This is a genomic window from Psychroserpens sp., from assembly GCF_034670085.1.
Taxonomy (GTDB): domain Bacteria; phylum Bacteroidota; class Bacteroidia; order Flavobacteriales; family Flavobacteriaceae; genus Psychroserpens.
The window spans coordinates 107,948-134,521 of sequence record NZ_JAXMOD010000006.1; the positions used below are offsets into that span (position 1 = coordinate 107,948).

Annotated in this window: 17 protein-coding genes; 8 read left to right on the forward strand and 9 right to left on the reverse strand. The window is 32.8% G+C overall.

Annotation, left to right across the window (positions count from 1 at the left end; translation table 11 throughout):
• Positions 1–15: 15 nt before the first annotated feature.
• Positions 16–1,794: a 1-deoxy-D-xylulose-5-phosphate synthase gene (gene dxs / locus VOI25_RS11310; RefSeq protein WP_323789187.1), complete on the forward strand. Its 1,779-nt coding sequence runs from the start codon at positions 16–18 to the stop codon at positions 1,792–1,794.
• On the opposite strand, the gene VOI25_RS11315 is transcribed toward dxs, so the two are convergent.
• From VOI25_RS11315 to dgt, 3 genes are all read right to left on the reverse strand, one after another.
• Positions 1,769–1,942 carry a hypothetical protein gene (locus VOI25_RS11315; protein ID WP_323789188.1) on the reverse strand — a complete coding sequence of 58 codons (174 nt, stop codon included), beginning with the start codon at positions 1,940–1,942 and terminating at the stop codon, positions 1,769–1,771. The two genes, dxs and VOI25_RS11315, sit on opposite strands and share 26 nt — an antisense overlap.
• 135 nt (positions 1,943–2,077) lie before the next feature.
• Entirely contained in the window at positions 2,078–4,840 is a 2,763-nt protein-coding gene (locus VOI25_RS11320; protein ID WP_323789189.1) for a T9SS type A sorting domain-containing protein, read from the reverse strand.
• Positions 4,841–4,857: 17 nt separating this feature from the next.
• Entirely contained in the window at positions 4,858–6,201 is a 1,344-nt protein-coding gene (gene dgt, locus VOI25_RS11325) for a dGTP triphosphohydrolase (protein WP_323789190.1), read from the reverse strand.
• A gap of 178 nt (positions 6,202–6,379) precedes the next feature.
• Between dgt and VOI25_RS11330 the strand changes: the two genes are divergently transcribed.
• Positions 6,380–9,217 (forward strand): TonB-dependent receptor, encoded by a 2,838-nt coding sequence (locus VOI25_RS11330; protein ID WP_323789191.1) that lies wholly within the window; start codon positions 6,380–6,382, stop codon positions 9,215–9,217.
• Between the two features lie 47 nt (positions 9,218–9,264).
• Entirely contained in the window at positions 9,265–10,464 is a 1,200-nt protein-coding gene (locus tag VOI25_RS11335; protein WP_323789192.1) for a multidrug transporter, read from the forward strand.
• A gap of 63 nt (positions 10,465–10,527) precedes the next feature.
• Here the strand turns inward: VOI25_RS11335 and VOI25_RS11340 are convergent, their stop codons facing one another.
• A complete protein-coding gene (locus VOI25_RS11340) occupies positions 10,528–10,887 on the reverse strand; it encodes a nicotinic acid mononucleotide adenyltransferase (protein ID WP_323789193.1) in 360 nt (119 codons plus the stop codon).
• Between the two features lie 381 nt (positions 10,888–11,268).
• Between VOI25_RS11340 and VOI25_RS11345 the strand changes: the two genes are divergently transcribed.
• A complete protein-coding gene (locus tag VOI25_RS11345; protein WP_323789194.1) occupies positions 11,269–12,501 on the forward strand; it encodes a porin in 1,233 nt (410 codons plus the stop codon).
• A 77-nt stretch (positions 12,502–12,578) separates the two neighbouring features.
• Positions 12,579–14,897 carry an inorganic phosphate transporter gene (locus tag VOI25_RS11350; RefSeq protein WP_323789195.1) on the forward strand — a complete coding sequence of 773 codons (2,319 nt, stop codon included), beginning with the start codon at positions 12,579–12,581 and terminating at the stop codon, positions 14,895–14,897.
• Positions 14,898–14,949: 52 nt separating this feature from the next.
• Here VOI25_RS11350 and chrA read toward each other — a convergent pair whose 3' ends face one another.
• Entirely contained in the window at positions 14,950–16,077 is a 1,128-nt protein-coding gene (gene chrA, locus VOI25_RS11355) for a chromate efflux transporter (RefSeq protein ID WP_323789196.1), read from the reverse strand.
• 115 nt (positions 16,078–16,192) lie between these two features.
• On the opposite strand from chrA, the gene VOI25_RS11360 reads away from it, so the two are divergent.
• Entirely contained in the window at positions 16,193–16,915 is a 723-nt protein-coding gene (locus tag VOI25_RS11360; RefSeq protein WP_323789197.1) for a DUF6503 family protein, read from the forward strand.
• Position 16,916: 1 nt separating this feature from the next.
• Here VOI25_RS11360 and VOI25_RS11365 read toward each other — a convergent pair whose 3' ends face one another.
• From VOI25_RS11365 to VOI25_RS11375, 3 genes are all read right to left on the reverse strand, one after another.
• Positions 16,917–18,668 carry a Na/Pi cotransporter family protein gene (locus VOI25_RS11365; RefSeq protein ID WP_323789198.1) on the reverse strand — a complete coding sequence of 584 codons (1,752 nt, stop codon included), beginning with the start codon at positions 18,666–18,668 and terminating at the stop codon, positions 16,917–16,919.
• A 132-nt stretch (positions 18,669–18,800) separates the two neighbouring features.
• Positions 18,801–21,299: a ribonucleoside-diphosphate reductase subunit alpha gene (locus VOI25_RS11370; protein ID WP_323789199.1), complete on the reverse strand. Its 2,499-nt coding sequence runs from the start codon at positions 21,297–21,299 to the stop codon at positions 18,801–18,803.
• Between the two features lie 196 nt (positions 21,300–21,495).
• Positions 21,496–22,485 (reverse strand): ribonucleotide-diphosphate reductase subunit beta, encoded by a 990-nt coding sequence (locus VOI25_RS11375; protein WP_323789200.1) that lies wholly within the window; start codon positions 22,483–22,485, stop codon positions 21,496–21,498.
• A 704-nt stretch (positions 22,486–23,189) separates the two neighbouring features.
• Here VOI25_RS11375 and VOI25_RS11380 point away from each other — a divergent pair.
• Positions 23,190–23,924 (forward strand): LytTR family DNA-binding domain-containing protein, encoded by a 735-nt coding sequence (locus VOI25_RS11380; RefSeq protein WP_323789201.1) that lies wholly within the window; start codon positions 23,190–23,192, stop codon positions 23,922–23,924.
• A gap of 1 nt (position 23,925) precedes the next feature.
• Positions 23,926–25,908: a tetratricopeptide repeat protein gene (locus tag VOI25_RS11385; protein WP_323789202.1), complete on the forward strand. Its 1,983-nt coding sequence runs from the start codon at positions 23,926–23,928 to the stop codon at positions 25,906–25,908.
• A gap of 2 nt (positions 25,909–25,910) precedes the next feature.
• Here VOI25_RS11385 and VOI25_RS11390 read toward each other — a convergent pair whose 3' ends face one another.
• Positions 25,911–26,477 (reverse strand): DUF3109 family protein, encoded by a 567-nt coding sequence (locus tag VOI25_RS11390; RefSeq protein WP_323789203.1) that lies wholly within the window; start codon positions 26,475–26,477, stop codon positions 25,911–25,913.
• Between the last annotated feature and the right edge of the window lie 97 nt (positions 26,478–26,574).

The following is a 26,574-nucleotide window of genomic DNA, read 5'->3' on the forward strand; positions in this document are numbered from 1 at the left end:
TACATTTGTAGTTGAATGAAAAAATTCTTAGACCATATCAATTTTCCTTCAGATTTAAGACAATTAAATCAAGAAGACTTGCCTCAACTCGCTAAAGAGTTACGTGAGTTTATTATAAATATAGTTGCAACTAAAGAAGGACATTTAGGCGCAAGTCTCGGTGTTGTAGAATTGACGTTAGCATTACACTATGTGTTTAATACGCCTGAAGATCTCTTGGTTTGGGATGTTGGGCATCAAGCTTACGGTCATAAAATACTAACAGGTAGAAAAGATATATTTCATACTAATCGTCAGTTTGGTGGTATTAGCGGATTCCCAAAACGTGATGAAAGTGCCTATGATACGTTTGGTGTTGGACATTCGTCAACGTCTATTTCTGCAGCCTTAGGAATGGCAATTGCTTCAAAACTAAAAGGAGAAAACAAACATCATATTGCAGTTATTGGTGACGCTTCTATTGCTAGTGGAATGGCTTTTGAAGGCTTAAATCATGCTGGTGTTACTGATGCTAATTTACTGGTAGTTTTAAATGATAATGCCATTGGAATTGATCCTAGTGTAGGTGCTTTAAAACAATATTTGACCAACGTTAAAAAAGGGAACGAGCAACAAGACAACATCTTTGAAGCGCTTAATTTTGACTATTCAGGACCCATTGATGGTCATGATTTATCAGCGCTAGTTTCTGAATTAGAGCGTTTAAAAACGGTTAAGGGCCCAAAGTTTTTACATGTCATTACTACCAAAGGGAAGGGTTTAAAACAAGCTGAAGAAGATCAGGTTAAATATCATGCACCTGGTAAATTTGATGCAGTAACAGGAGAGGTTCATGCCAAATCTACTGCTACACAACCTCCAAAGCTTCAAGATGTATTCGGATATACAATCGTTGAATTAGCTAAGGAGAATAAAAAAATTGTTGGTTTAACACCAGCAATGCCATCAGGAAGCTCTTTAAAATTTATGATGGATGAAATTCCTGAGCGCGCTTTTGATGTTGGTATTGCAGAACAACACGCAGTGACTTTAGCCGCTGGAATGGCTGCACAAGGTTTAATTCCGTTTTGTAATATTTATTCTACTTTTTTACAACGTGCATACGACCAAGTAATTCACGATGTCGCTTTGCAAAAACTTCCTGTAATTTTTTGTTTAGATCGTGCAGGATTGGTTGGTGAAGATGGCGCAACGCATCATGGTGTTTTTGATTTAGCATATTTAAGGTGTATCCCAAATTTAATAATTTGCGCTCCTAGAAATGAAATTGAGTTACGTAATATCATGTATTCTGCCCAATTAGGACTTGAACAACCCATTGCTATTAGATATCCAAGAGGAAGAGGTCATATTTTAGAGTGGAAACAGCCATTTTCAAAAATTGAAATAGGAAAAGGTGAGCAATTAAAAACTGGTAGTGAAATTGCTGTTTTAAGCATTGGAACTGTTTCAGATTTAATTACCGATGCTATTGAAAAAGTTAGTAATAGTGAGGCTATCGCTCACTTCGATATGAGATTTGTAAAGCCTATAGATGAGCAGTTGTTACATCATATATTTGATAAATATGCAACAGTTGTTACCCTCGAAGATGGTACAGTTGTAGGTGGATTTGGAAGTGCTATTCTAGAGTTTGCATCTTCTCATAGTTATAAAAACCCAATTAAGGTACTAGGTATTCCCGATGAATTTGTTGAACATGGCAGAAAGGATCAATTACAATCACATTTGAAAATTGATGCCTCACATATTTGTAAGATTCTTAATGCTACTCTTCGTCTTCTAAATCGGTAGCCGCTATTTCTGATGGATCATTATCATTTGATAATTCAACAGAATTTTGATATTCTGGATTCCTATTACTTGTGACATCATTTAACATAACTAAAAAGGCTAAAGTCACAAAAAAGATAACAATAATAAACTGAATATTTTTTCTCATGATAGTAGGTTTATATGATTTGGGATTATCAATATATACATTAATCAAGATAAAATGCAAATTTATTCGACGAAATGCATAAAATAAAAAAGGGAACTCTTAGAGCTCCCTTTTTATTTGTGTGTAGATTATACCTTATTTGATAATAATCTTTTTTGTTTCAGTAACATTTCCAACATTAATATTTACAAAGTAAATACCAGAATTAAGATTTAAATTGATCTCATTTCTTGAATTCGATATATTGATGTTTGATGTATAAACTTTTTGACCACTAATATTAAAAATATCAATGTCCGCATTTCCAAGGTTATTTTTTGAAGCCACTGTAATTTGACCACTAGATATTGTTGGGAATATTGAAATCAAATTAGTTTCTAATTGACTATCCAGGACACTTAAAGGCGTATTAGTAAACTGACCAGTAAAAAGGCCTCTACCATGAGTCGTCGCCAAAATAGTATTGTCTGAAGCTCTTAAGTCTAAGTCTAAAACTTGAACATCGCTCATGCCATTATAGGCTTGAACCCAACTTGGGTTTGTAACTGTGTAATCTCCAGTGGCCCAAATACCTAAATCTGTACCAATAATTAATTCTTGAGGTAATAATGGGTTTTGTAAAATACATTTAACAGGTAAATCTGGTAAATTACCTTCTAAACTTCTCCAAGTTGTTCCGCCATTATTAGTAAACCAGATACTTTGTACACCATAGTTATGCATGGTTACAAATATTTCTTGCTCACTTACTCCAAATTCAATATCGGAAACACTACCAATAAAACTTGGTCCTGTAATGTTGGACCATATAGGATTAAAATTGGCAAGTGTAGACTTTAGAATACGACCATTTCTTAAACCCACAAAAAGTGTTGTTGATCCTGTAGTGTAAGGTGAAACTTTTATATTAGTAATACCAGCATTAATTAAACCATTGGTTAAAAGTGCACTTGTTTGTGCTGCACCACCTGGTAAAAATTCAGATATGCGTTCAATTTGTCTAGTTCCAGTAGAAGCATTAGAATATAATATATCTAAATTTTTATCTAACGCAGCTTCATTTACGAAGTTTCCTCCACTTCCATTAGAAATAGGTAAACCACCAGCAACATTTGGAAAGCCATATAGAAAGTGATTGTTAAATGGATTTGATAAGATGGAGTATGCTCCACTATCATCAATTTCAACAAATCCACCATCACCTCCACGGTTTTCAGTAAAGTTATTTGCGCCAGGCGCACCGTTTATTAGAGTCATAGATCCATTATCTTGAAGTCCGCCACCAATATTATCATTTGCACTAGAACCATCAATAGCACCAGAATAAAATTGAGTGGTATTGTAATCTTTATTTCTAGTCTGAATATTATTAGTACTTCCAACGGCATTTGCTATATTACCTGAATAGTAAACTCCTCCATCATTACCAAAAACAACTTGATTGTCGTTAGTTCCAGGTCTAAAAACAGTTGCATGTTGATCTGCATGCACATTTGAAGCTGTAAATCCTGAAATATTATACCACTCAGAAATTTGAGACCAAGTTGCGCCATTATTTGAAGATCTGAATAAGTCAATACCTCCAACATAAATAGTGTTATTTTGATCTGCTTCAATTGTTAAATCATAAAATGCCTGTCCTCTTGTGAAATCACCAGCAGGTATTGTTTGCGTATCAGCATCAACTGGAAGATTCATAGCAGTAAAATTACCTGGCATTACAAAAGCATCACTTGTTGTAAATAATCGTCCTTGATTACCGACACTTGCAGCAACCCAAAACCTATTAGCATCTGTACTTGATGGTTCTAGTTCTGTTCTAGATGCATTAGGTACATTTCTCACTAAATTAAATGTTATACCATCACTTGATTGATAAATATCACCTCCTGGGTTTCCAAAAATATTACTTGTTGTTGTAAACCATATATTATTATTAATGTCTAATTCAATATCACAAGGGTTTTTAAAAGATCCATCATTATGTGTAATATTAAAACGCGTCCAATTTGCACCACCATCAACAGATTTGTACAAACCTTGTTCTACAGCACCTTGAAAGTTACTCGGAGTTGCTGCATCAAAATATTGCTTTCCAACAATAGCTGCATAAATTTCAGTAACTCCTCCATTATCTCGAGCAACGATGTCATTGACATAAAAAATTCCGTTTACAAAACCGTTCCCACTATTTAACGAGAAGCTATCATAGCCTCCAAAAATGTTCGACCAAGTAGCACCACCATCTGATGATTTCCAAACACCTCTTCCAACAGCTACAGACTGAAATGTGAATGATTCTCCAGACGCTATATAAAATGTGTTAGAGTCGTTAGGATCTGAAGTGATAGCGATTACAGATATGTTTTGTTGAATACCAGTCACTAAAGTCCAAGATGAATTAGCATCAGTAATATCATCGTTCACCCATAAACCACCAGAAACACCTCCAGCAAACACGCGAGTATAGTCATCTGCAGGATTAGCATTACCCACATCATTAGGATCAAACATGATGCCTCTTGTGCGTCCACCTTGATTATTAGGCCCTCTGTCTACCCACGGATTTGAAGATTCTCCACCAACACCTCGATTTAAAACTTGTTCTTGTCTCAGTTGTTCTTGTAATGCTAAAGTGCGTTCTGGCATTGGTCTTCCAGTAGAAGGATCCATTGTCAATTCCCACATTTGTTCATTATAAGCATTAGGAGGTAAACCCATTGCTTTTCGTTCTGACCTGGTTAGTTTCTGAGTTTCCTTAAAAGGACTTTTATCTAAAAATGATTGATGTTGTTCCCTAAGTTTTGTTATAGCATCTTCTTCTTTAGAATTTAATGATATCACTGCCACTAGTGATAATAGCATTACTGCAGCAATAATTAGTAATCTGTTTTTCATCTTTTCAATTTTTTTTTTTATAAATGGTTTCCTTTTAATTTATTAAATGTTAAAATGGCATTTCTGTCTGATAACTTTGAAATATAAAAACAAGCTGATAGCAAATTTTCGTATAACGTATCTTGTTTTAAGTCTATGTTTTTCGGTAAAACTTTCAAAATTAAACTATCAAAATTCGATAAATTTCCTTCAAAATTGTTAGAAATGGCTGTTGTAAAGATATTTAAAAGTTCATTAAGAATCTTAAATCCTCCAATTTCCTTATAAATAACGTCTTTTGACTGATAAATATTTTCAACACTTAGTTTAATAATATCTTTTATTTGGGCCTCATATTTACTGTGATCTAATAAAGCTTTTGAGTACGTTCCTTTTAGGATATCCTCTTCATTAGCCATAAATAAAACGACTGCCTCATTAATTAACGTGTTGATAGCTAAAGCTCTTAAGTAGCTTACTCTATCTTGAGTTGTAGAGAGTAAGTTGTATTTTTTAGTGTTTATTGTATCTCTTACTAGATTAATTAAATATTCTAACGCATATTCTTCCTGAATGAGACCCAAATTTATACCATCTTCAAAATCAATAATAGTATAACAAATGTCATCTGCTGCCTCGACTAAAAAAGCTAGAGGATGTCTACAAAAACTAATGTCACTTTCAGCACCTCTTTTAATTAGACCCAGTTCTTTAGCGATATCAATAAATGCTTTAGTTTCAGTTTGAAAAAACCCATATTTTTTATCTGAAATATGAGACGTTGGTTTTTTAGGAAGCGATTCTTTAGGATATTTCATGAATGCTCCTAGTGTAGCATAACTAAGTCTTAAACCACCTTCTCGTCCTTGTCTGCTTTCAGTTAAAATTTTAAACCCATTTGCATTACCTTCAAAATCGCAAAGGTCTTGATATTGTTTATCGGTTAATTTATCTTTAAAACGCTTGCCATTCCCTGTTTTAAAGAACTCACCTATTGATTTTTCACCACTGTGACCAAAAGGAGGATTTCCAATATCATGAGCTAAAGATGCAGCAGCAACTATCGTTCCAAAATCGTTAGCACGATAGCCCAAAGTGTCTTTTAAATGCGGATGTTTTTCTAGAAGTTTTTGACCTACTTTTCTGCCAAGCGATCTACCTACAACACTCACTTCTAAACTATGAGTTAATCGTGTATGAACAAAATCTGTTTCAGATAATGGAATAACTTGAGTTTTGTCTTGAAGACTTCTAAACTCTGAAGAAAAGATAATTCTATCATAATCAACTTCAAACCCTAAGCGTGTTTCATCTTGTTCTTTTCGCAATCTTTTATGCGTATCGCCAAAACGTTTAAGAGATAAAAGTTGTTCCCAATTCATAGTAAATTTTTAAGTATGTGCAAGATAGGACATCAATGTTAAATTATCGTTTCCAAAGAATAAAAAAATAGAACTTTAGTAACATTTAGATAACTTTTTTATGACTTAGGTTTAACCTCATATTAACCTTGACTTTACACAATGATAGTTTCTTTGCAGCAACAAATTAAAATTACTAATGAGAACATTTGTATTATTAACGCTACTGTTTTTTATATCCATAGGAAATTCCCAAAATACTGGATTTATCTCTGGAAAATTGATTGATAAAGAATTCAATGATGAGCCTTTAGCGTTTGGTAACGTACTTATTAAAGGAACAACTACGGGAACTACATCTGATTTTGATGGCTTATACAGTTTTGAAAATTTATCTCCTGGAACTTATGTTTTAGTTTTTAGCTTTGTGGGTTATGAAACTCAAGAAATTACAGTTGAGGTTATTGCAGGAGAAATAACCGAAGTCAATGCATTTATGTCAGCAAGTGCTGCTACTTTAGATGAGGTTGTTATTAAGACAACTCGACGAAAGGAAAGTGAAGAAGCTTTGTTATTAGATCAAAAAAAAGCAGTAGAAATCAAACAAAGTATTGGTGCTGAAGAACTATCAAGAAAAGGGGTTAGCAATGCAGCTGGTGCTGTAGCTAAAATTTCAGGTGTTTCTAAACAAGAAGGCTCAAGTAATGTCTATGTAAGAGGTTTGGGCGACCGTTATCAAAACACAACGTTTAATGGGCTGTCTTTACCATCAAATGATATTAATAAAAAGAATATTGATTTAGATTTATTTACATCAGATATTATCGAAAATGTATCCATAAGTAAAGCCTATTCTGCTCGATTTTATGGAGATTTTTCGGCTGGAAATGTTGATATATCCTCGAAAGACTATTCAGGAAATGGCTTTTTTGATTTTGAAGTAGGATCTTCAATAAACACCAACGCAATTGGTAAAAACTTTGTTAAGAGTGAAGGTACCAGCTACTTTGGTTACTATAATAGATATGACAACAACCCTTTTGCTGTCATTTTATCGCATGGAATAGATCCTGTTGATGGCAGCACACCTATGGCTATCAATTTTGGAGGTTCGTTCGGAAAATCTTTCGATTTCAAAAATGGAGAACGATTAAGTATTTACGGTACAGGCTCTTTTAATAACGGTTTTGAATACAGAAGAGGAGTTACGACAGACTATACCAACGTTGAAAAGAAATCATTTGAAGATTCTGAAGAATTTGAATATACGACTCAATCAACAGCTATGCTTGGATTAAATTTTAAAGTTGATAGCCAAAACTCATTCAGATTTAATTCCTTATTTATTAATAGTTCATCAGATAAGGTTGGGTATTTTGGTATTGATGGCTTAGGTCGAAATAGAGATGCGATTGCTAACACAGATAAAGGGTTTTATCAGATGAATGTTCAATTTAACCAAAACCTGATTTATGTCAACCAATTACTTGGAAAACATAAATTTGAAACCCTAGATTTAGATTGGGCTATTGGATACAATCTTGTTAATGCTCATGAGCCAGACAGAAAACGTATTAGTTTAGAAAATTATGATACAGTATTTGACAATGACCCGTCAACCAATCCCATATTTTATAGTAATGTCGATTTTGATAATCAGCGCTATTTTCAAAATATTAAAGATGAAGAACATAATAGCACTTTAAATTTAGCATATACAGTAACTGAGAAACTTAAGTTCAATTTTGGTTATAACGGAAGAAGTAAAGAACGAGGTTTCGACAACAATCGTTATGGTTATGATATTATTAGTTCTCAAACACAAGTTGGAAACCCAAATAATTTAAATAACTTCTTTACTTTAGATAATCTACAAGTAAACCCTAACGGAAATGGTTTATATACTATTAAGGTATTTAGACCAATACCTACCTCTCCAGATGGAAATGAAACGTTAGGAACTACGAATAGACCTGGTTTAAATGAAAACACATACGCAGGAAGTTTAGATATTTACGCTGGATATGTAAATGCCGAAATTAAAGCTGGTGATAAATGGTTGTTTGTTCCTGGTATTCGAGTAGAATCTTTTACTCAAAACATTAATTACGATGTCATCAACCAAGGTAATAGTGGTATTGGAAGTAGATCATTTTCAGACGTCGTGTACTTACCAAGTTTAAATATAAAATATAGCTTGACGGATGAACAAAACTTACGTTTTTCTGCAAGTCAGACCATATCTCTTCCAGAGTTTAAAGAAGTTGCACCATTTGTTTACGAAGGTGTATCACAACGAATAGGTGGTAATCCTGATGTATTGGGTTATTCAGAAATTTTAAACTTAGACTTAAAGTATGAGTGGTTCATGAGTAAGTCAGAACTAATTTCTGTAGCAGCATTCTATAAGCAAATTAGCGATCCAATTAACCAAGTGGTAGCATTTGATGCCACAGGAACACAACGTTTTTTCAGAACAGGAGATCAAGCACAGGTTATTGGTTTTGAGGCTGAGGTTAGAAAGAATATCATCATGAATACAGGAGAAAATGATGATACAGCCAAGCTGTCTGTAGGATTAAATGCCACATATATCCATACAGAACAGGATTTATATGAATCAATCGATGGCACATTATTCGATGTTAGCTTTAGAGATGACAGCGAGGAATTGCAAGGTGCTTCACCATTTATTATAAATGCTGATATTAACTATTCTCCAACGTTTGGAAATTATAAACCAGCAGCAAACTTAATATTCTCTTATTTCTCAGACAGGATTGATGCATTAGGATCGGGACAATTAGGTAATGTTATTGAAAAAGGATTACCAAACTTAGATTTTGTACTTCAAAATAAAATTTCAGAAAAATTTGAAATCAATTTAGCGGCTAGAAATCTTTTAAATCCTACAGTACAGTATTTTAGAGAAGGAACTTCAGTTGGCGACGTATTAGTAACTTCTCCTAATGGTAAAGATGTTACCAATTATGAAAGAGGAATTGATGTGTCCATACAACTTAAATATAAATTTTAAACATAAACTATAAACGTAAATCAGAACTTTAATTAAACACAAAAAAAATGAAAAATAATTTAATATTAGGATTGGTAATTATCGCAATGCTTGTTACTTCTTGTACTTCAGATGATACTGCAGATATTATCATTAATGATAATAGTATTACTAACAACAACAGTGATGGAGGAACAACAGATCCAGGAACAATTTTCTTGTCTGGAACATATACTTCAGATCTAGAACTAGATGCGAATAACAGCTATGTTGTAAACGGACCATTAATTATGGCTTCAGGTACGACCTTAACGATTCCTGCAGGTATGACTATTGAAGCATTAGCAGCAGGAGCCAATGTATATATTGCAATTTCTCAAGGCGCAAGAATTGTTGCAAACGGAACTGCTGATAATCCAATTATTTTAACATCAGATGCTTCTTCACCAGCTGCTGGAGATTGGGGAGGTTTAATTTTATTGGGTAAGGCTCCAGTTAATTCAGTAACTGGAACAGCAACATCTACGTCAGAAATTGCGAGTTTGCCTTATGGAGGAATTGATGCCTCAGATGATTCAGGAATTTTAAGATATGTTCGAGTAGATTACTCAGGCGGAGCTGCAGATGGACAGTCTGAAAACAATGGTTTCTCTTTTTATGGTGTTGGAAACGGAACATTGGTTGAATATATTCAAGCTTATGAGGGTAAAGATGATGGTATTGAGTTTTTTGGTGGTACTGTAAATGCAAGTTTTGTGTCTGTTGTACATGCGCAAGACGATTCAATTGACTGGACTGAAGGTTATAGTGGTGTAATTACAAATGCATATGTAAAACACGGAACAGAACACGATAAAGGAATTGAAGCTGATGGTTATAATACCGATATTGGAAACAACTCAAATCCAGTATTTTTCTCTAAACCTACAGTAAATAATCTTGCTATCTATGGAAATGGATCAGATACAGGAAACGAGGCTATTCGTTTAAGAGCAGGAACCCAAGGCGTTTTCACTAATGTATATATCGAAGGTTTTGAAGAAGGATTCGATTTAGATGGAGATGCTGGTTCAAATAGTACTAATCCAACGGGAGCAGGCGTTCTTAACGGCGATTTAAGTGCAACAGATGTGACTTTTGTGGATGTAATGTTCAGCTTACAAAATGATACAGGTGAAGTTTTTAATGAAGCAGAATTTATATCTGGTTTAGGTAATGGTGTTGCTACTGATTATGCAACTTGGGGAGCAGGATGGACCATTCAATAAGTAGTTAGTCTAATTTACAAAAAAGCATCCCAATTGGGATGCTTTTTTTATTAAATATAATATCTAATTTCGAATAGCAACAGATGTTTTGTTGTCCCATTCATTTACACTAGTAATAGCGTTATTTGTATAATCTACTTCTTTTAGTGTGGTATCGTTCCAATAAAACCACTTGCCGACTTTTTTCCCATTATCATAATTCGCCGAAATACTCTTTTTACCTTCAGTATCATAACTTAACCATTGACCCTGTAACTTACCATCTAAAGTATATGAGCCTGTTTGGCTTACAACTCCATTGTCGTGATAATAGGTAACTTCAATTAAATTGGTGTCTTTGTTAAGTTCTAATTTTCTCTCTTGCTGAGCAAAAGAAACCACACTGATTAATAAAGCGAGTAAAAGCATTACTTTTTTGTTCATAATTCTGGGTTTAAATTGTGTGTATTTCTCAAAGATAAAGATTACATAATATTTAAGCAACAATTAATTAACATTAAATTTACATTAAACTATTAAGTAACTGTATTTCAATTATTTAAATGTATTTGTTTTGTAGTCAAAACTTAATAATTAGATAATATTAAGATTACAATCTAATTAAACCGCTGATTTACATTTGTTCTTGTCTCATGAGATATATTAGTTTCGTATAATCTATTAGTTTTTGTCGACTAATTATCATGAATTCTAATGACTGCCTTTGGCCAAGGCAGTTTTTTTGTACCCAAAATTTAATGATTAGGAAACAATTAGTTAACATTAGAGTTGGTTATTTGTACTCGACAAAAACTAGTACTTACAATGAAACTTAGAATTACTTTACTCACATTCTTTATATGTGTATGCTCCTCAATTAACGCTCAAGAAATCAGTGATACCAAATTTGGTAAAGGCATGATAAATTTCGTGGCAAAAGATAGCTCCTTTAGTGTAAAATTTGCTCCACGTTTTCAAGTTCGCTCTATATCCTCTTGGGATCATGATGGAAATCAATATGGTAGTCCAGAACACAATTTTATTGTGCGTCGTGCAAGATTAAAATTTGATGGATTCGCCTACAGTACAAAACTTAAATATAAAATTGAACTAGGTTTATCTAATAGAGATATCTCAGGAGCAAATGCTTTTAATAGAAACACACCACGCTATATACTAGATGCAGTTATTATGTGGAATTTTGCTGGAAACTGGGAACTTTGGGCTGGACAAACGAAACTTCCTGGTAACGTAGAACGTGTTGTTTCCTCAGCAAATCTTCAGTTAATTGACCGTTCGTTGTTGAATAGTCGATTTAATATTGATCGTGATTTAGGAATTCAATTACGTCACAAAACAAAGTTAGGTTCTGAATTTTTAATGCGGGAAAAATTATCAATTTCACAAGGTGAAGGGCGAAATGTTTCAGAAGGAAATGAAGGAGGTCTTCAATATACAGGTCGTTTAGAGTTTTTGCCTTTCGGAACATTTAAGTCAAAAGGCGATTACAGCCAATCGGATTTAAAACGTGAAGAAAAGCCAAAACTAATGTTAGGTTTTACATATAACTATAACCAAGATGCCGTTAGAGAACGAGGTTTTGCAGGTGATTATATGATACGATCAGATGGTTCAATTTATGAAACTGACCAAACTACCATTTTTGCAGATGCAATGTTTAAATACAAAGGGTTTTCATTTATGGGAGAATATGCAAAACGTACAGCAGATGATGAAATTGCAACAGAATTAGACGGAATCACTCCAACAACAGAAGCTGATGGCTTTACTCCTACTGGAGACGTTGTTTTAACAGGTAATGCTTTGAATTTGCAAGCTGGATATTTATTTAAAAGCAACTATGAAATAGCAGCTCGATACACTACTGTAGAGTATGAAAATATTACAGGTGCATTACCATCAAAGCAATATACACTTGGTGTTAATAAATTTGTTGTTGGTCATAAATTAAAAGTACAATCTGATATTAGTTATACCAGTGTAGATGGTAATGATGCTAATATTACGTTTAGACTTGGTTTTGATATTCACTTTTAATCATAAAAAATAACAATTAGGTAACCTTATTATTAAATAGACTACCGATATTTGCAATCTTATTTTAATTAAAAATTATGGACAATATTTACTTATTAATGTTAATTGCCATTACAGTGTTAGCCATTGCTGATATTGTGGTTGGTGTAAGTAATGATGCAATTAACTTCTTAAACTCTGCTATTGGTTCAAAAGCCATTTCACTTCGAACAATTATGATTGTGGCTAGTTTAGGAATTTTTATTGGTGCAGTATTCTCTAGTGGAATGATGGAAGTAGCAAGAAAAGGTATTTTCGTGCCTGCACAATTTGAATTTGGAGAGATCATGTTGATTTTTATGGCTGTAATGATTACAGATATTTTGTTATTAGATTTCTTTAATACTCTCGGATTACCAACTTCAACTACTGTTTCAATCGTTTTTAACTTATTGGGTGCAGCTGTTGTAATGTCTTTAATCAAAATAAGTCATTCTGAAACACAAACATTAGCAGATCTAGCAACCTATATAAATACTGAAAAGGCCATTGAAATTATATCAGGGATATTATTATCAGTTGTAATTGCTTTTTCGGTAGGTGCACTTGTTCAGTGGGTTTCAAGATTAATTTTCACATTCAATTATGAGAAAAAAATAAAGAATTTCGGAATCATTTTTGGAGGCGTAGCGTTAACCGCTATTACTTACTTTATCTTCCTAAAAGGTCTTAAAGGAACGCCTTATTATTCCGATTTAAAGACTCTAGTAGAAGGCAATGAGATTTACATCATACTTGGAAGTTTTGTGTTTTGGACCTTATTTTCTTTCATTTTTGAGAAACTAACCAAAAAAACAGTCTTACTTGTGGTAATTGCTATCGGAACTTTCGGATTGGCATTAGCATTCTCAGGAAATGACCTTGTAAACTTTATTGGTGTGCCAATGGCTGCATATCATTCATATGAAGCATGGGTTGCAGGAGGTATGGACGTGACGATGTCTATGGCAGTTTTAGAAAAGAAGGTGCCAGCTGAGCCATATTTATTGTTCATAGCAGGATCTATAATGGTTTTGACACTTTGGTTTTCTAAAAAAGCCAAGACAGTGGCAGAGACAGAAATTAGTTTATCTCGTCAAGGTGATACACATGAAAAGTTTGAGCCTAATAGACTTTCACGAGCAATTGTAAAAGGAACGTCTCAATTATCCAGTTACTTCGGTATCGTAGTTCCTAATTCAATTCAACAAAGAATAGGAAACAGTTTTGAAAAACCTAACCATGTCATATCAAAAGATCAAAGCATTGATGCTCCTGCCTTTGATATGATTCGTGCTTCTGTAAATTTAATGGTTGCGGGAGTTTTAATTGCAATTGCAACCTCAATGAAGTTACCGTTATCTACAACATATGTTACGTTTATGGTAGCCATGGGTACGTCCCTTGCCGATCGTGCTTGGGGAAGAGAAAGTGCTGTTTATCGAGTAGCTGGTGTATTAAATGTTATTGGTGGATGGTTTGGTACTGCAATAGGTGCTTTTATGGCTGCAGGTATTGTTGTGTTCTTGATAAATTGGAACCCAAGTGTTATTATACCAATATTACTATTGTTAACTGTACTATTATTGTATAGAAACTATACGTCTCACAAGAGGAAATCTACAAAAACTATTGATGAAGACAGCTTGAAAAAAGGAGAAAGTAGCTCTCTTCAAGGTGTTATATTAGAAAGTGCTAACAATATGGCAAATGTTGTAAAACGAACTAATCGAATTTATTCAAATTCAATAGTTGGTCTTGCAAGGCAAGATTTAGTCTTGCTTAAAAAGAGTAAGAAACAAGTAGTAAAACTTACTGAGGAGGTTGATGATTTAAGAGATAATGTCTTCTATTTTATTAAAAACTTAGATGAGTCAAGTGTTGGGGCAAGTGATTTTTATATTAATATCCTAGGATATCTTCAGGATATGACGCAGTCTTTAGAATATATTTCTAAAATCAGTTACAAGCATGTTAATAACAATCATAAAAAACTTAAGTTTAGCCAAATAAAAGAGTTGAAGGAAATAGATGATAAACTTGAAATTTTATTTGAAGATACAAGAGTTGCTTTTAATTCTGAGTCCTTTGAACAGATAGGTGCTATTTTAGACGAAAGAACAGAAGTTTATAATTTGGTAAAGGATAAAATTAAGAAACAAGTTGCACGTACAAGAACTGAAGAATCAAGTCCAAAGAACACAACTCTCTATTTTAGTGTATTATTAGAGACTAAAGATTTACTTAAGGCAACGATGAGTTTATTAGAAGAATATCATAATTCTTTCGACAGTTCTGTTGAACCAGCTACTATAACAGTTGTTGATGAAATTATTGAGAAATCAGATTCTTCAGAGGCTTCAGAACAAGAAGAATAATCTGTAAATTATAATTTTTTTTAAAGCCATCATTTTTTAATGATGGCTTTTTTCATGTCGTTAAGATCATTAAAAGAAATCCTATTATGGCTCCCATAACAATAATCCAAATCGTACTAATTTTGGTTTTAAAAGTTAAAAATACTGCTATAAGAGCAATTGTAATGCTTTGCCATTCTACAAGAGTTTCTCTCGTCATTGCAATCAATACAGCAACCATAACAGCAACTGCCGCTACATTAACTGAGTCCAAAAAATAACGTAGTATTTTTGAATTTCGCATTCTAGGTATGAATGGATTTAGGATTAAAACGAAAAGGAATGAAGGTAAAAAGATACCTGTCGTTGCTGCTAAGGCACCTGTAAAACCTGAAAGTTGATAGCCAATAAATGTTGATGTAGACAAAACAGGTCCAGGTGTAAATTGTCCAATTGCAATGGCATCAATAAGTTCAGCTCTAGTTAACAATCCTCTGGTCACTAATTCGGCATCTAAATAAGCAAAAAGCACGTAGCCACTTCCATAAAGTATAGCACCAACTTTAAGGAAAATCATAAATAGTTTGAAGGTAGAAACCTTTGCCGTAATTGTACTTATTCCAAAGAAAAAAAGAAATGGTGATACAGAGTTAAGAGATGAATTTGACTTAGATTTCAAATAGAAATATAGCATTCCTAAAATACCAGCTGCCAATAAAGCGATTATTTCATTTACTCCAAGCAGGCTTGCAGATAAAACTAAAAGTCCAAGAACAACGAGTTCGAAACTTTTTATGGCCTTTTTGCCTAGCTTTAAAATAGCAGATGCGATAATAGCTAAAACAGCAGGTTTTATGCCATAAATAAAGGGTTCTACTTTTGGGAGTTGTCCATATTTTACATATAAAAAAGCTAACAATGCTGTGATAATGGTTGCCGGAAAAATAAAAGAAATTCCAGCCACAAATAAACCTGGTTTTCCAGCACGTTCATAACCACAATGCATGGTCATTTCTGTAGAATTAGGTCCAGGGATTAGATTTGTAGTGCCTATAAGATCAAGAAAATAATCTCTGGTCATCCATTTTCGTTTTTCAATGATTTCATCTTCCATCATTGCAATATGTGCTGCTGGACCACCAAAAGCAAAACAACCTAGTTTAAAAAACACTTGTGCAACTTCTTTTAATTTGGGATTCATCATATGAGGTTAAACTAGCAGTGGTTGAAAATTGTATTAAGCTCTTGTGTTTCAAATATAATATTCTTAGGTTAACATCAAAAAGTTTAAATTAGTGAATCTAAAAAATTCAGTCATGAAATTATTCACATTCTTATTCGTCTTTATTTTTAATTTTCAACTTATATCAGCTCAAAATATTAGTGGAACAATGTTATTAGAAAAAGCAATTCAATATCATGATCCAAATTCCCAATGGGATACCTTTAAGGGCGAGTTTGATATTATTATGGAGATGCCAGACAATCCTAAACGTATAAGCCATATTACTATTAATCTTCCTTCAGAATATTTTAAAGTGAAAGCAACACGAGATTCTGTGGTTACTGAGTACACAGTTGATAAAGGAGATTGTTTGATTTCATTGAATGGAAAAACAGATTTAACTAAGGCAGAGTTATTTTCGAATAACCTGAGTTGTGAGCGCGCAACCATGTACAAAAATTATTATACCTATTTATATGGCTTACCAATGAAGCTGAAAGATAAGGGCACAAAAATTTCTGAAACTGTAGAACGTAAAACATTCAAAGGGAAAGATTATTTGGTATTAAAAGTTACTTATGAAGAAGCTGTAGGTAGCGACGTTTGGTATTTTTATTTTAATCCTGAAACTTTTGCAATGGAGGTCTATCAATTTTTTAAAACTGATGAGCAAGGGAAGTTAAAATTAGATAGTGGAGAATATATTATGTTGTCAAAATCTGAAACTATAAATCAAATTAAAATACCAAAGGTAAGAGCTTGGTATTATAATAAAGATGATGCGTATTTAGCAACTGATACTTTAGAAAAGTAATTTAAGTATTATTTCCATTATCAAGTAACGTATCTTTTTTCCCGTACAATAATTCTGCGGTAATAATTAAATTCTTAATTATATCATTTACATTATCTGTATCATTAACAAGTGAAGATGCCATATCTACTGTGATTAAATCTTCTCTGATGAGTTTATCTAAATTCGCATTACTCATATTTTTATTATCACGAGCTCGATCTTTTAATCTTTTTAGAGTGTTGTGATAGGCTTCATTATCCTTCTCGGTTCTAAAGAGATGAATAACTCTTAAAACTTTAACGACTCTTTTTCTTAATTTATCATATTCCTTTTGAATGTATTTGTTTTCAGAATTTAAATAAATAGTGATATTTCTACTTAATTCATTAACGTCTTTAATAATTTCTACCATGTTCCGGTTTGCAATTTTAATCTCGCTAATCTGTTGGTTTTGTTGTTCGTTTAAATCTAGATCAGTCTGTGCTTTAGTCGCATAGTTTATTATTTGACCATAAATGTATTTTACTCGAGTGACGTACTGTTCTCTTACATCGAGTTCAAATAGAATATTCGATTTTTTTATTACCTTTTTTAGTTTTAAATCTGATTTAATATCAGATCTATGGATATGTAATGCATGTGATACAATTTCAAATACTGTAGTTTTAAATAAATATTTTGATTCTTTAAGTAAAACTGAAATGGCTGTTTCTGGGTATTTTAAAACTTCTTTATTTAAGAATTTTGGTTCATCAACTTTTATATCTGGTTCTATTTGTTCTGGGACTAACTTTTCTACAATTTTCGCAATAGGATTGATAAACCAAATAAGTAAAATGGTGTTACTAATGTTGAATACTGTATGAAACAAAGAAATAGCTACAGGTATTGCAGCAGCAGTTATATAAGGAGACTGTGATCCTAATAATTCGGCTAACCAACTAACAAATCTTAAAAAAGGATAAAATAAGACGAGCACCCAAATTACACCTATGATATTAAATGCTAAATGCGCTCTTGCTGTTCGTTTGGCTTTATAACTAGCCACTAGAGCTGCTAAGTTGGCTGTGATTGTTGTGCCTATATTCTCGCCTAATACCATTGCTGCTGCTAATTCAAAAGGAATCCAGCCTTCAGCAGTCATAATTAAAGTTAAGGCCATAGTTGCACTAGAAGACTGAATAACGACAGTTAAAACTGTGCCTATAAGTAAAAAAAGTAATACAGAAAGAAAACCAAGATCAGTATACTGACTTAAAAAAGCCAATATTTCAGGATTGTTTTTAATGTCTGGCATGGCATCCTTTAAAAACTGAAGTCCGATAAATAATAATGCAAAACCAATGATGAAATTACCCCAATTATCTAGATTTTTGCGTTTGGAAAAAGTAAAAAGAAATCCAAATCCAACCAGAGGTAAGGCTATTGTACTCATGCTTACTTTAAAGCCTAGAATAGTAATTAGCCAAGCTGTGATAGTTGTTCCGATATTAGCTCCCATTATAACACTTATCGATTCTGTAAGTGTTAATAATCCTGCATTAGAAAAACTAACAACCATCAGTGTTGTAGCAGAAGAAGATTGAATAACTGATGTGATAAAAAAGCCAGTAATTACTCCAAAAACTCTATTGGAAGTCATGGTGGCCAAAAACGACCGCAACTTATTTCCTGCAAGTTTTAATAAGGCGTCACTCATGACTTTCATTCCAAAAAGGAATAGGCCTAAGGCTCCAACAAGTTGCAAAATATCGTAAAAACTGTATGCCATATATTACTAAAAAGAGTTTAAGATAGCGTAAAATTAAATTAAACTCAAATAGTTGTATTTTAAATTAATGATTAATACCAAATAAAAAAACATCTCGAAGGAGATGTTTTTTTATTTAAGTAATTAAAACTATTAAGAACCGCACATTAAGCAATCATCACCTTCAGCTTCTTTAGCTTGAGCAATGAGTGCTTTCATTTCTTCTGCACTCATTGGAGCAACTTCAACTTGAATTGGTTCTACTTGTGGTTTTTCTGCAACTTGCTTTGCGAATTTCGCTGCAGTTTCAGCAGCTTTCTGTTGTTTCTGTGCGACGTTGTCTACTGTAACTTCTTGTACTTCTGCAACAGGTTCTGCTTTTGCTGCTCTTGAGATTGTTACTTTTTTAGCATCAACGGCACTCTTAGTTCGTAAATAATACATTCCAGTTTTTAAGCCACTTTTCCAAGCATAAAAATGCATAGAGGTTAACTTAGCCATCGTTGCGCCTTCTAAGAATAAGTTAAGCGATTGCGATTGGTCAATAAAGTAACCACGTTGACGTGACATATCTATAATATCTTTCATAGATAGTTCCCAAACAGTTTTATATAATTCTTTAATATCATCAGGAATGCAATCTACGTTTTGTACAGATCCATTAGCTCTCATGATTTCGTTCTTTAAGTCTTCATTCCAAAGTCCTAATTCTACTAAATCTTCAAGTAAATGTTTGTTTACAACAATAAATTCACCAGACAACACACGACGTGTATAAATGTTTGAAGTGTAGGGCTCAAAACATTCGTTGTTTCCTAGAATCTGTGATGTAGATGCTGTTGGCATTGGAGCAACTAATAAAGAGTTACGAACGCCATTTTTCAATACTTGTTTACGTAATTTCGCCCAATCCCATAGTCCACTAAGTTCTTCATCTTTAATTCCCCAAAGGTTGTACTGAAATTCTCCTTTACTTATTGGAGAACCTTCATAAGTTTGGTAAGGGCCATCCACTTTTGCTTCTTCCATACTTGCTGTTACAGCAGCAAAATAGAGTGTTTCAAAAATATCGTGATTTAACTTTTTAGCTTCATCACTTGTAAATGGCATTCTTAGTTTAATGAATGTGTCAGCTAAACCTTGAACACCTAAACCAACTGGTCTGTGACGGAAATTAGAATTTTCAGCTTCTTTAACAGGATAGTAATTTCTATCAATAACCCTGTTTAAGTTTTTGGTAACACGCTTGGTGATTTTAAATAATTCTTTATGATCAAATTCTCCGTTTTTAACAAACATTGGCAATGCAATAGATGCTAAATTACATACAGCAACTTCATCTGGAGAGGTGTACTCCATAATTTCTGTACATAAATTTGAAGAACGAATAGTTCCTAAATTCTTCTGGTTAGATTTACGATTTGCTGCATCTTTATACAACATGTAAGGTGTTCCTGTTTCAATTTGAGATTCTAATATTTTTTCCCAAAGTTCTCTTGCTTTAATCGCTTTACGACCTTTACCTTCAGATTCATATTTTGTGTATAATGCTTCAAATTCTTCGCTATGAACATCACATAAACCTGGACATTCGTTAGGACACATTAAAGTCCATTCTGCATCTTCCTGCACACGTTTCATAAACAAATCTGGCATCCACATTGCATAAAATAAATCACGTGCACGTAATTCTTCGGCTCCATGATTCTTCTTCAAATCGAGGAAACTCATGATGTCTGCATGCCAAGGTTCGATGTACATAGCAAAGCTGCCTTTACGTTTTCCACCACCTTGATCTACATAACGAGCCGTATCATTAAATACTTTTAGCATTGGTACAATACCATTACTAGTTCCGTTAGTGCCTGCAATATAGCTTCCTGTTGCACGAACATTATGAATAGATAAACCAATTCCTCCAGCAGATTGTGAAATCTTTGCCGTTTGCTTTAAAGTGTCATAAATCCCATCAATGCTATCGTCTTTCATTGTTAATAAGAAACAAGAAGACATTTGTGGTTTCGGTGTTCCTGAATTAAATAATGTTGGTGTAGCGTGTGTAAAGTATTTTTTAGACATCAACTCATAAGTCTCAATGGCTGCATCTAAATCGTTAAGGTGAATACCAATTGATACTCTCATTAACATGTGTTGAGGTCGCTCTGCAATTTGACCATTCAGTTTTAACAGGTATGAACGTTCAAGCGTTTTAAAACCGAAATAATCATAACCAAAATCACGGTTATAGATAATAGCAGAATCTAACATGTCTTTATTGTCAGTAATGACTTTATACACTTCACCACTCAATAAAGGCGCTTTTTTTCCAGTTCTCGGATTTACATAAGTGTATAAATCTTCCATCACCTCGCTAAAGGTCTTTTTTGTGTTTTTATGTAGATTAGAAACTGAAATACGAGCCGCTAAGCGTGCATAATCTGGATGAGCAGTAGTCATTGTTGCTGCTTGTTCAGCTGCTAAATTATCTAATTCACTCGTTGTTACACCGTCGTATAAACCATCAATTACTCGCATTGCCACTTTAATTGGATCAACAAGTTCATTAAGTCCATAACAAAGTTTACGAACTCTTGCCGTAATTTTGTCGAACATTATTGGTTCTTTTCTTCCGTTTCTTTTAACTACATACATAGGTCACACGTTTTTTTAGTTTTTCTGAAGCTACCATTCAGAAAAGGGATTAGTTAGTTGTTATTAATCAGTAGGATGCTGAGTAATAGTTGGATTAATTATTAGTTTTTTATTCTGAAATTAAAACTGGTTGTGAAACTTTATAACAAAAGGACCACGACGCCAATTAAAATAATTCTGTCTTTGTTTTTTGGTTTTAGAAGTCGAAACTATCTGAACCAAAATCGTATTTATTTTCTTCTTCCTCTTTGTTAAGAACACCAGCTTTTTGGTATTCAGAAACACGTTTCTCGAAGAAATTTGTTTTTCCTTGTAATGAAATCATATCCATGAAATCAAAAGGGTTTGCTGTATTATAAACTTTCTCACAACCAAGATCCTGCAGTAATCCATCAGTTACAAATTCTAAATATTGTGACATTAATTTAGAATTCATACCGATTAAACTTGCAGGAAGAGATTCTGTAATAAATTCTCTTTCGATGTTTAGGGCATCTACCAAAATATCTTTAATACGTTCTTTTGGCACTTTATTTATTAGGTGATGTTCGTGTAAATGAACTGCAAAGTCACAGTGCATACCTTCATCACGAGAAATTAACTCATTAGAAAATGTTAAACCTGGCATTAAACCACGTTTCTTCAACCAAAATATTGAGCAAAAAGATCCCGAAAAGAAAATACCTTCTACAGCAGCAAAAGCGATTAAACGCTCAGCAAAACTTGGAGATTCAATCCATTTTAATGCCCAATCTGCTTTTTTCTTGATTGCAGGAAAAGTCTCAATAGCATTAAAAAGCATTGCTTTTTCTTTTTCGTCTTTTACGTAGGTGTCAATTAACAATGAGTAGGTTTCACTGTGAATGTTTTCCATCATAATTTGAAAACCATAGAAAAACTTTGCTTCGCTATATTGTACTTCATTCACGAAGTTTTCAGCAAGATTTTCGTTTACGATACCATCACTTGCAGCAAAAAATGCTAAAACATGTTTGATAAAGTAGCGTTCATCATCTGTTAATTTTCCAGTCCAATCTGTAATGTCTTGATGTAAATCAATTTCTTCTGCAGTCCACATACTCGCTTCAGATTTTTTATACCATTCCCATAAATCATGATGTTGAATAGGAAAAATCACAAATCGATCTTTATTTTCTTGCAAAATTGGTTCTACAAATTGAGACATATTAATTGGTTTTTTTATTTAAAAATTGACTGAAAAATTTCGTGTGATTTGGGACTAACAAAGATTCAAAAATGTATGAGATATATCACCGTTTTTTTGGAAAGCTTTTCAACAAGTTTTTAACAATTGGGAAATTGATAAAAAAATCAAAGAATTGTTAAAAATAATTGTAAATCACTGATAATGAGAATATTATTTTAAAAATAATTGATTGTGAATTGTAAGTATAATCCTATTAAATAAGCTGCTGTAACCGATGTTTACTACGTTGAATAGATTGAAAATCATGTTGAAAATTATGCAAAAAAAGAGAGCGTTAATTGCTCTCTTTAATCCCTAATAATTAATTAAACTAACTAAAACTATTAACTGTATAATAGTATTGTATGACGTCTTAAAATTAAAAAGTCAGGTTTGACCCTGACTTTTTATGATTAATAGCATTTAATCAAATAGTGAATCCCCACGATCACTTTTTTTTATACCTATTAATGTAGATTGGTCATTAATTTGTTTACTCAAAGATGATTTTTTTTTATTGATACTTAAATTGAATTTGTGTAGTTGGTAATAAAATGTGTATAGATGGTATTGTTGTTTTTTTGCTCACCTGTAAAAGTCCTTTTTTAACACAATACACACAAAAGAAGGCTAACCATACATATTGCAGAAATCGTGTTACATAAAATTATATATTTGATATTATGATAAAAGCTGTAATAGTAGATGATGAGCCAAAGGCTATCCAAAGTTTGTCTTGGGAGCTTTCTAATTTTAGTAATGATATTACTATTATTAAAACGTTTTCTAATCCTGAGGAAGCTATATTCTATTTAAATGCAAACACTCCAGATTGCTTGTTTTTAGATATTCAAATGCCAACTATGGATGGTTTTCAGTTTCTTGAAAAATTAACAAATAAAGATTTTGCAGTGGTTATTACGACTGCCTATGACGAGTATGCCATAAAGGCGTTAAAGCATGAAGCTATTGATTATTTATTGAAACCTATAGATTCTGATGATCTTGAGGACACCATTCAAAAAATTAAAAAATACAATTCTAAAGTTTTAAACGCCACAAAAATAGAAGAAGTATTAACCAATTTTAATGATAAATTGGATAATAAACGAATAACAATTAATACAGATGGAAAGCTCATTTTTTTAAATATTGATGATATTCTTTATGTAGAATCTGATGGTAATTACAGTACCATTTTTTTAGAAAAAGCTCAAAAATTGGTTATCACCAAGAAACTAAAAGAAGTTGATGCGATTTTACCTGAACACTGTTTTTTTAGAATCCATAATTCGTATATCATAAATCTGAATAAAATAAAAGAGTTTATCAAAAGTGAAGGTTATGTGGTGATGCAGTCCAATCATAAAATTCCGGTCGCTAGACAACGAAAATCAGATTTTTTAGAGAAATTATAAGATGAGTCGTCTTCAAATCATAATCTTAGCTAAGCTTAAATCTATAGGTGTTTTTACATGTTGCTTGGCCTTATGCTTAAACCTTGAGGCACAAGATAATTTGGAATCTAGTTTTGCTTCACAATTGGAAACCGTCACAACTACAATGCCTAGAGATTTCAAAATACTAGATTCAGTTTTTTCGAAATTTGAAAGAGATACCATAAAAATGAATGCTTTAGCACGTAAGTCTAGAGATCTTAATTATTCTGAAGGTGAAAGTTTTGCCTTAAATAATTTGGGTGTGTTTTACAGAAATAATTCACTTTACGAAAAAGCAATTAAATCACATACCAAAGCTAATGCATTAGCTATAGAAACTGATAATTTAGAACTTAGAGTTATCAATCTAAATAATATAGGTGTGGTTTACCGAAGAATGGATCTCGTAAAACCTGCATTAGACTTTCATACCAAAGCTCTAGATATTGCTAGATCTGTTGCTAATCCTTCAAAAGAAATAAAATATAATATTGCTGTGTCTCAAAACAGTATGGGCAATATTTATTTGGTGCTTGAGCAGTACGAGCTCGCTATGCGACAGTTTCAGAAATCTCTTATTGTAGAAAAAGAAGCTGACAATAAATTAGGACTGGCTATCAACTATCAAAACATCGGTTTTGCTTATGAGGCGCAAGGCGAGTTAGATAATGCATTACGTAATTACAGACGCTCATTAGACTATAATAATCAAATTGACTCAGAGCTTGGACGCGTTATTTGTTTCAATAGCATAGGAAAGGTGTATATACAGCAAGAACAATTTATTGGTGCTAAGGATATAATTCAAAAAGCACTTGAAAAGGCTTTATTGATTGGTGATCAGTTTTATACTGCCTCCTCTTATATTAATTTGGGATGGGCTCAAAAACATTTGGAATTGAATGATTTATCTGAAACCAATCTTAAAATAGGATTAGACCTCGCAAAAACTTACGGATTAAAATCCTCTATTGTCGAAGCTCAGAAGCATTTGTCAGAGTTATATGAACAAACTAATAAACCTAATTTAGCACTAAATGCGTATAGAGAAGCTGTTGACTTAGAAAAAACAATTTCCAATGATCGTAATTTGAGATATGTTAATGATGTTATTATCCAATACGAAAATGAAGCCAAGAATAACCAAATTAAGGCATTAGCTGATGAAAATGAATTGGTGAAATCTAGATTAGAACGCAATAAAAAATTATTTTGGTATTCGATGTTAGCCTTGGCGATAATTGGTGCTATAATGGTTGCACTTTACAGAACAAGGCAATTACAACAAGAAAAACAAATATTAACATTAGAGCAGGATATGTTAAGGAGCCAAATGAATCCGCATTTCATTTTTAACTCTCTTAACTCCATAAAGCTATACATTATTAATAATGAAAAAGAAAATGCGGTTTATTATCTGAATAAGTTCTCAAAATTTATCAGGAAAATTTTAGTGTCTTCAACCGAAAAGGACATTTCTTTAGAAAATGAACTCGACACAATGAAACTGTATATGAATATAGAGAATATTAGGTTTTCAAATGCAATTCAATTTGATATTCATATAGAAGACACAATTAATACAGCAAGTATAAAAGTGCCATCAATGATTTTGCAACCATTTATTGAAAATGCACTATGGCATGGTTTGTCTTCTAAAAAGGATGACGATAAAAAAATCACTCTCAATGTATTTCAAACTAATGAAGATTTTGTCACCATTTCTATAGAAGATAATGGTATTGGAAGAGTACGTTCAACTAAAATTAACAGTGATAAATTATTGAAGCGTAAATCAGTTGGAATATCTTTAACTAAGGCCAGATTGGCAAATTTTTCAAAAGATTATTCAGGAGATTACAGTCTTCGTATTGAGGATCTTTACGATGCCAATCAAAATCCTACTGGGACAAAAGTGATTGTTGAGATTCCTATTAATTCAATTGCATTAAGAACTGCTTAAGGTTACTTATAGGTTACGGCAACCTTCTCTAATTCGGAATACCAATCTTCGCCAAACTTTCTAATAAGTGCTTCTTTTACAAACTTATAAACGGGTACTTGAAGTTCTTTTCCTAAAGTACAGGCATCATCACAAATTTCCCATTTATCATAATTAACTGCTGAAAATTCAGAATAGTCTTTAACTCGAATAGGGTATAAATGACAAGACACTGGTTTTTTCCATGAGACTTCACCTTGATTGTAAGCTTCTTCAATAGCGCAAAGTGCTGTTTTTTTGTCATCAAAAATCACATAGGCACAATCAGCTCCATTAATTAAAGGTGTTTCAAAATCTCCAAATGCCGTAGTGATATGCGTGCCTTGAGCTTCAATTGCAGCAATACCTTCTTTGCGCAAGAACGGTTTCACTTTTGGGTAGATGTCTTTTAAAATTTTTATTTCTTCAGAATCTAAAGGAGCACCAGCATCACCATCGATGCAACAAGCGCCTTTGCAAGCCGAAAGATTGCACACAAAATCTTTTTCTATAATGTCTTCTGAAACAATGGTTTTTCCTAGTTGGAACATACGATTTTAAGCTAATAGTAGTAACGACAAAAATAGTTAAACTTTACGATTATTTAATGTTATAAATCCTTCTTAAAGACTTACTTTTGCCGAAAAT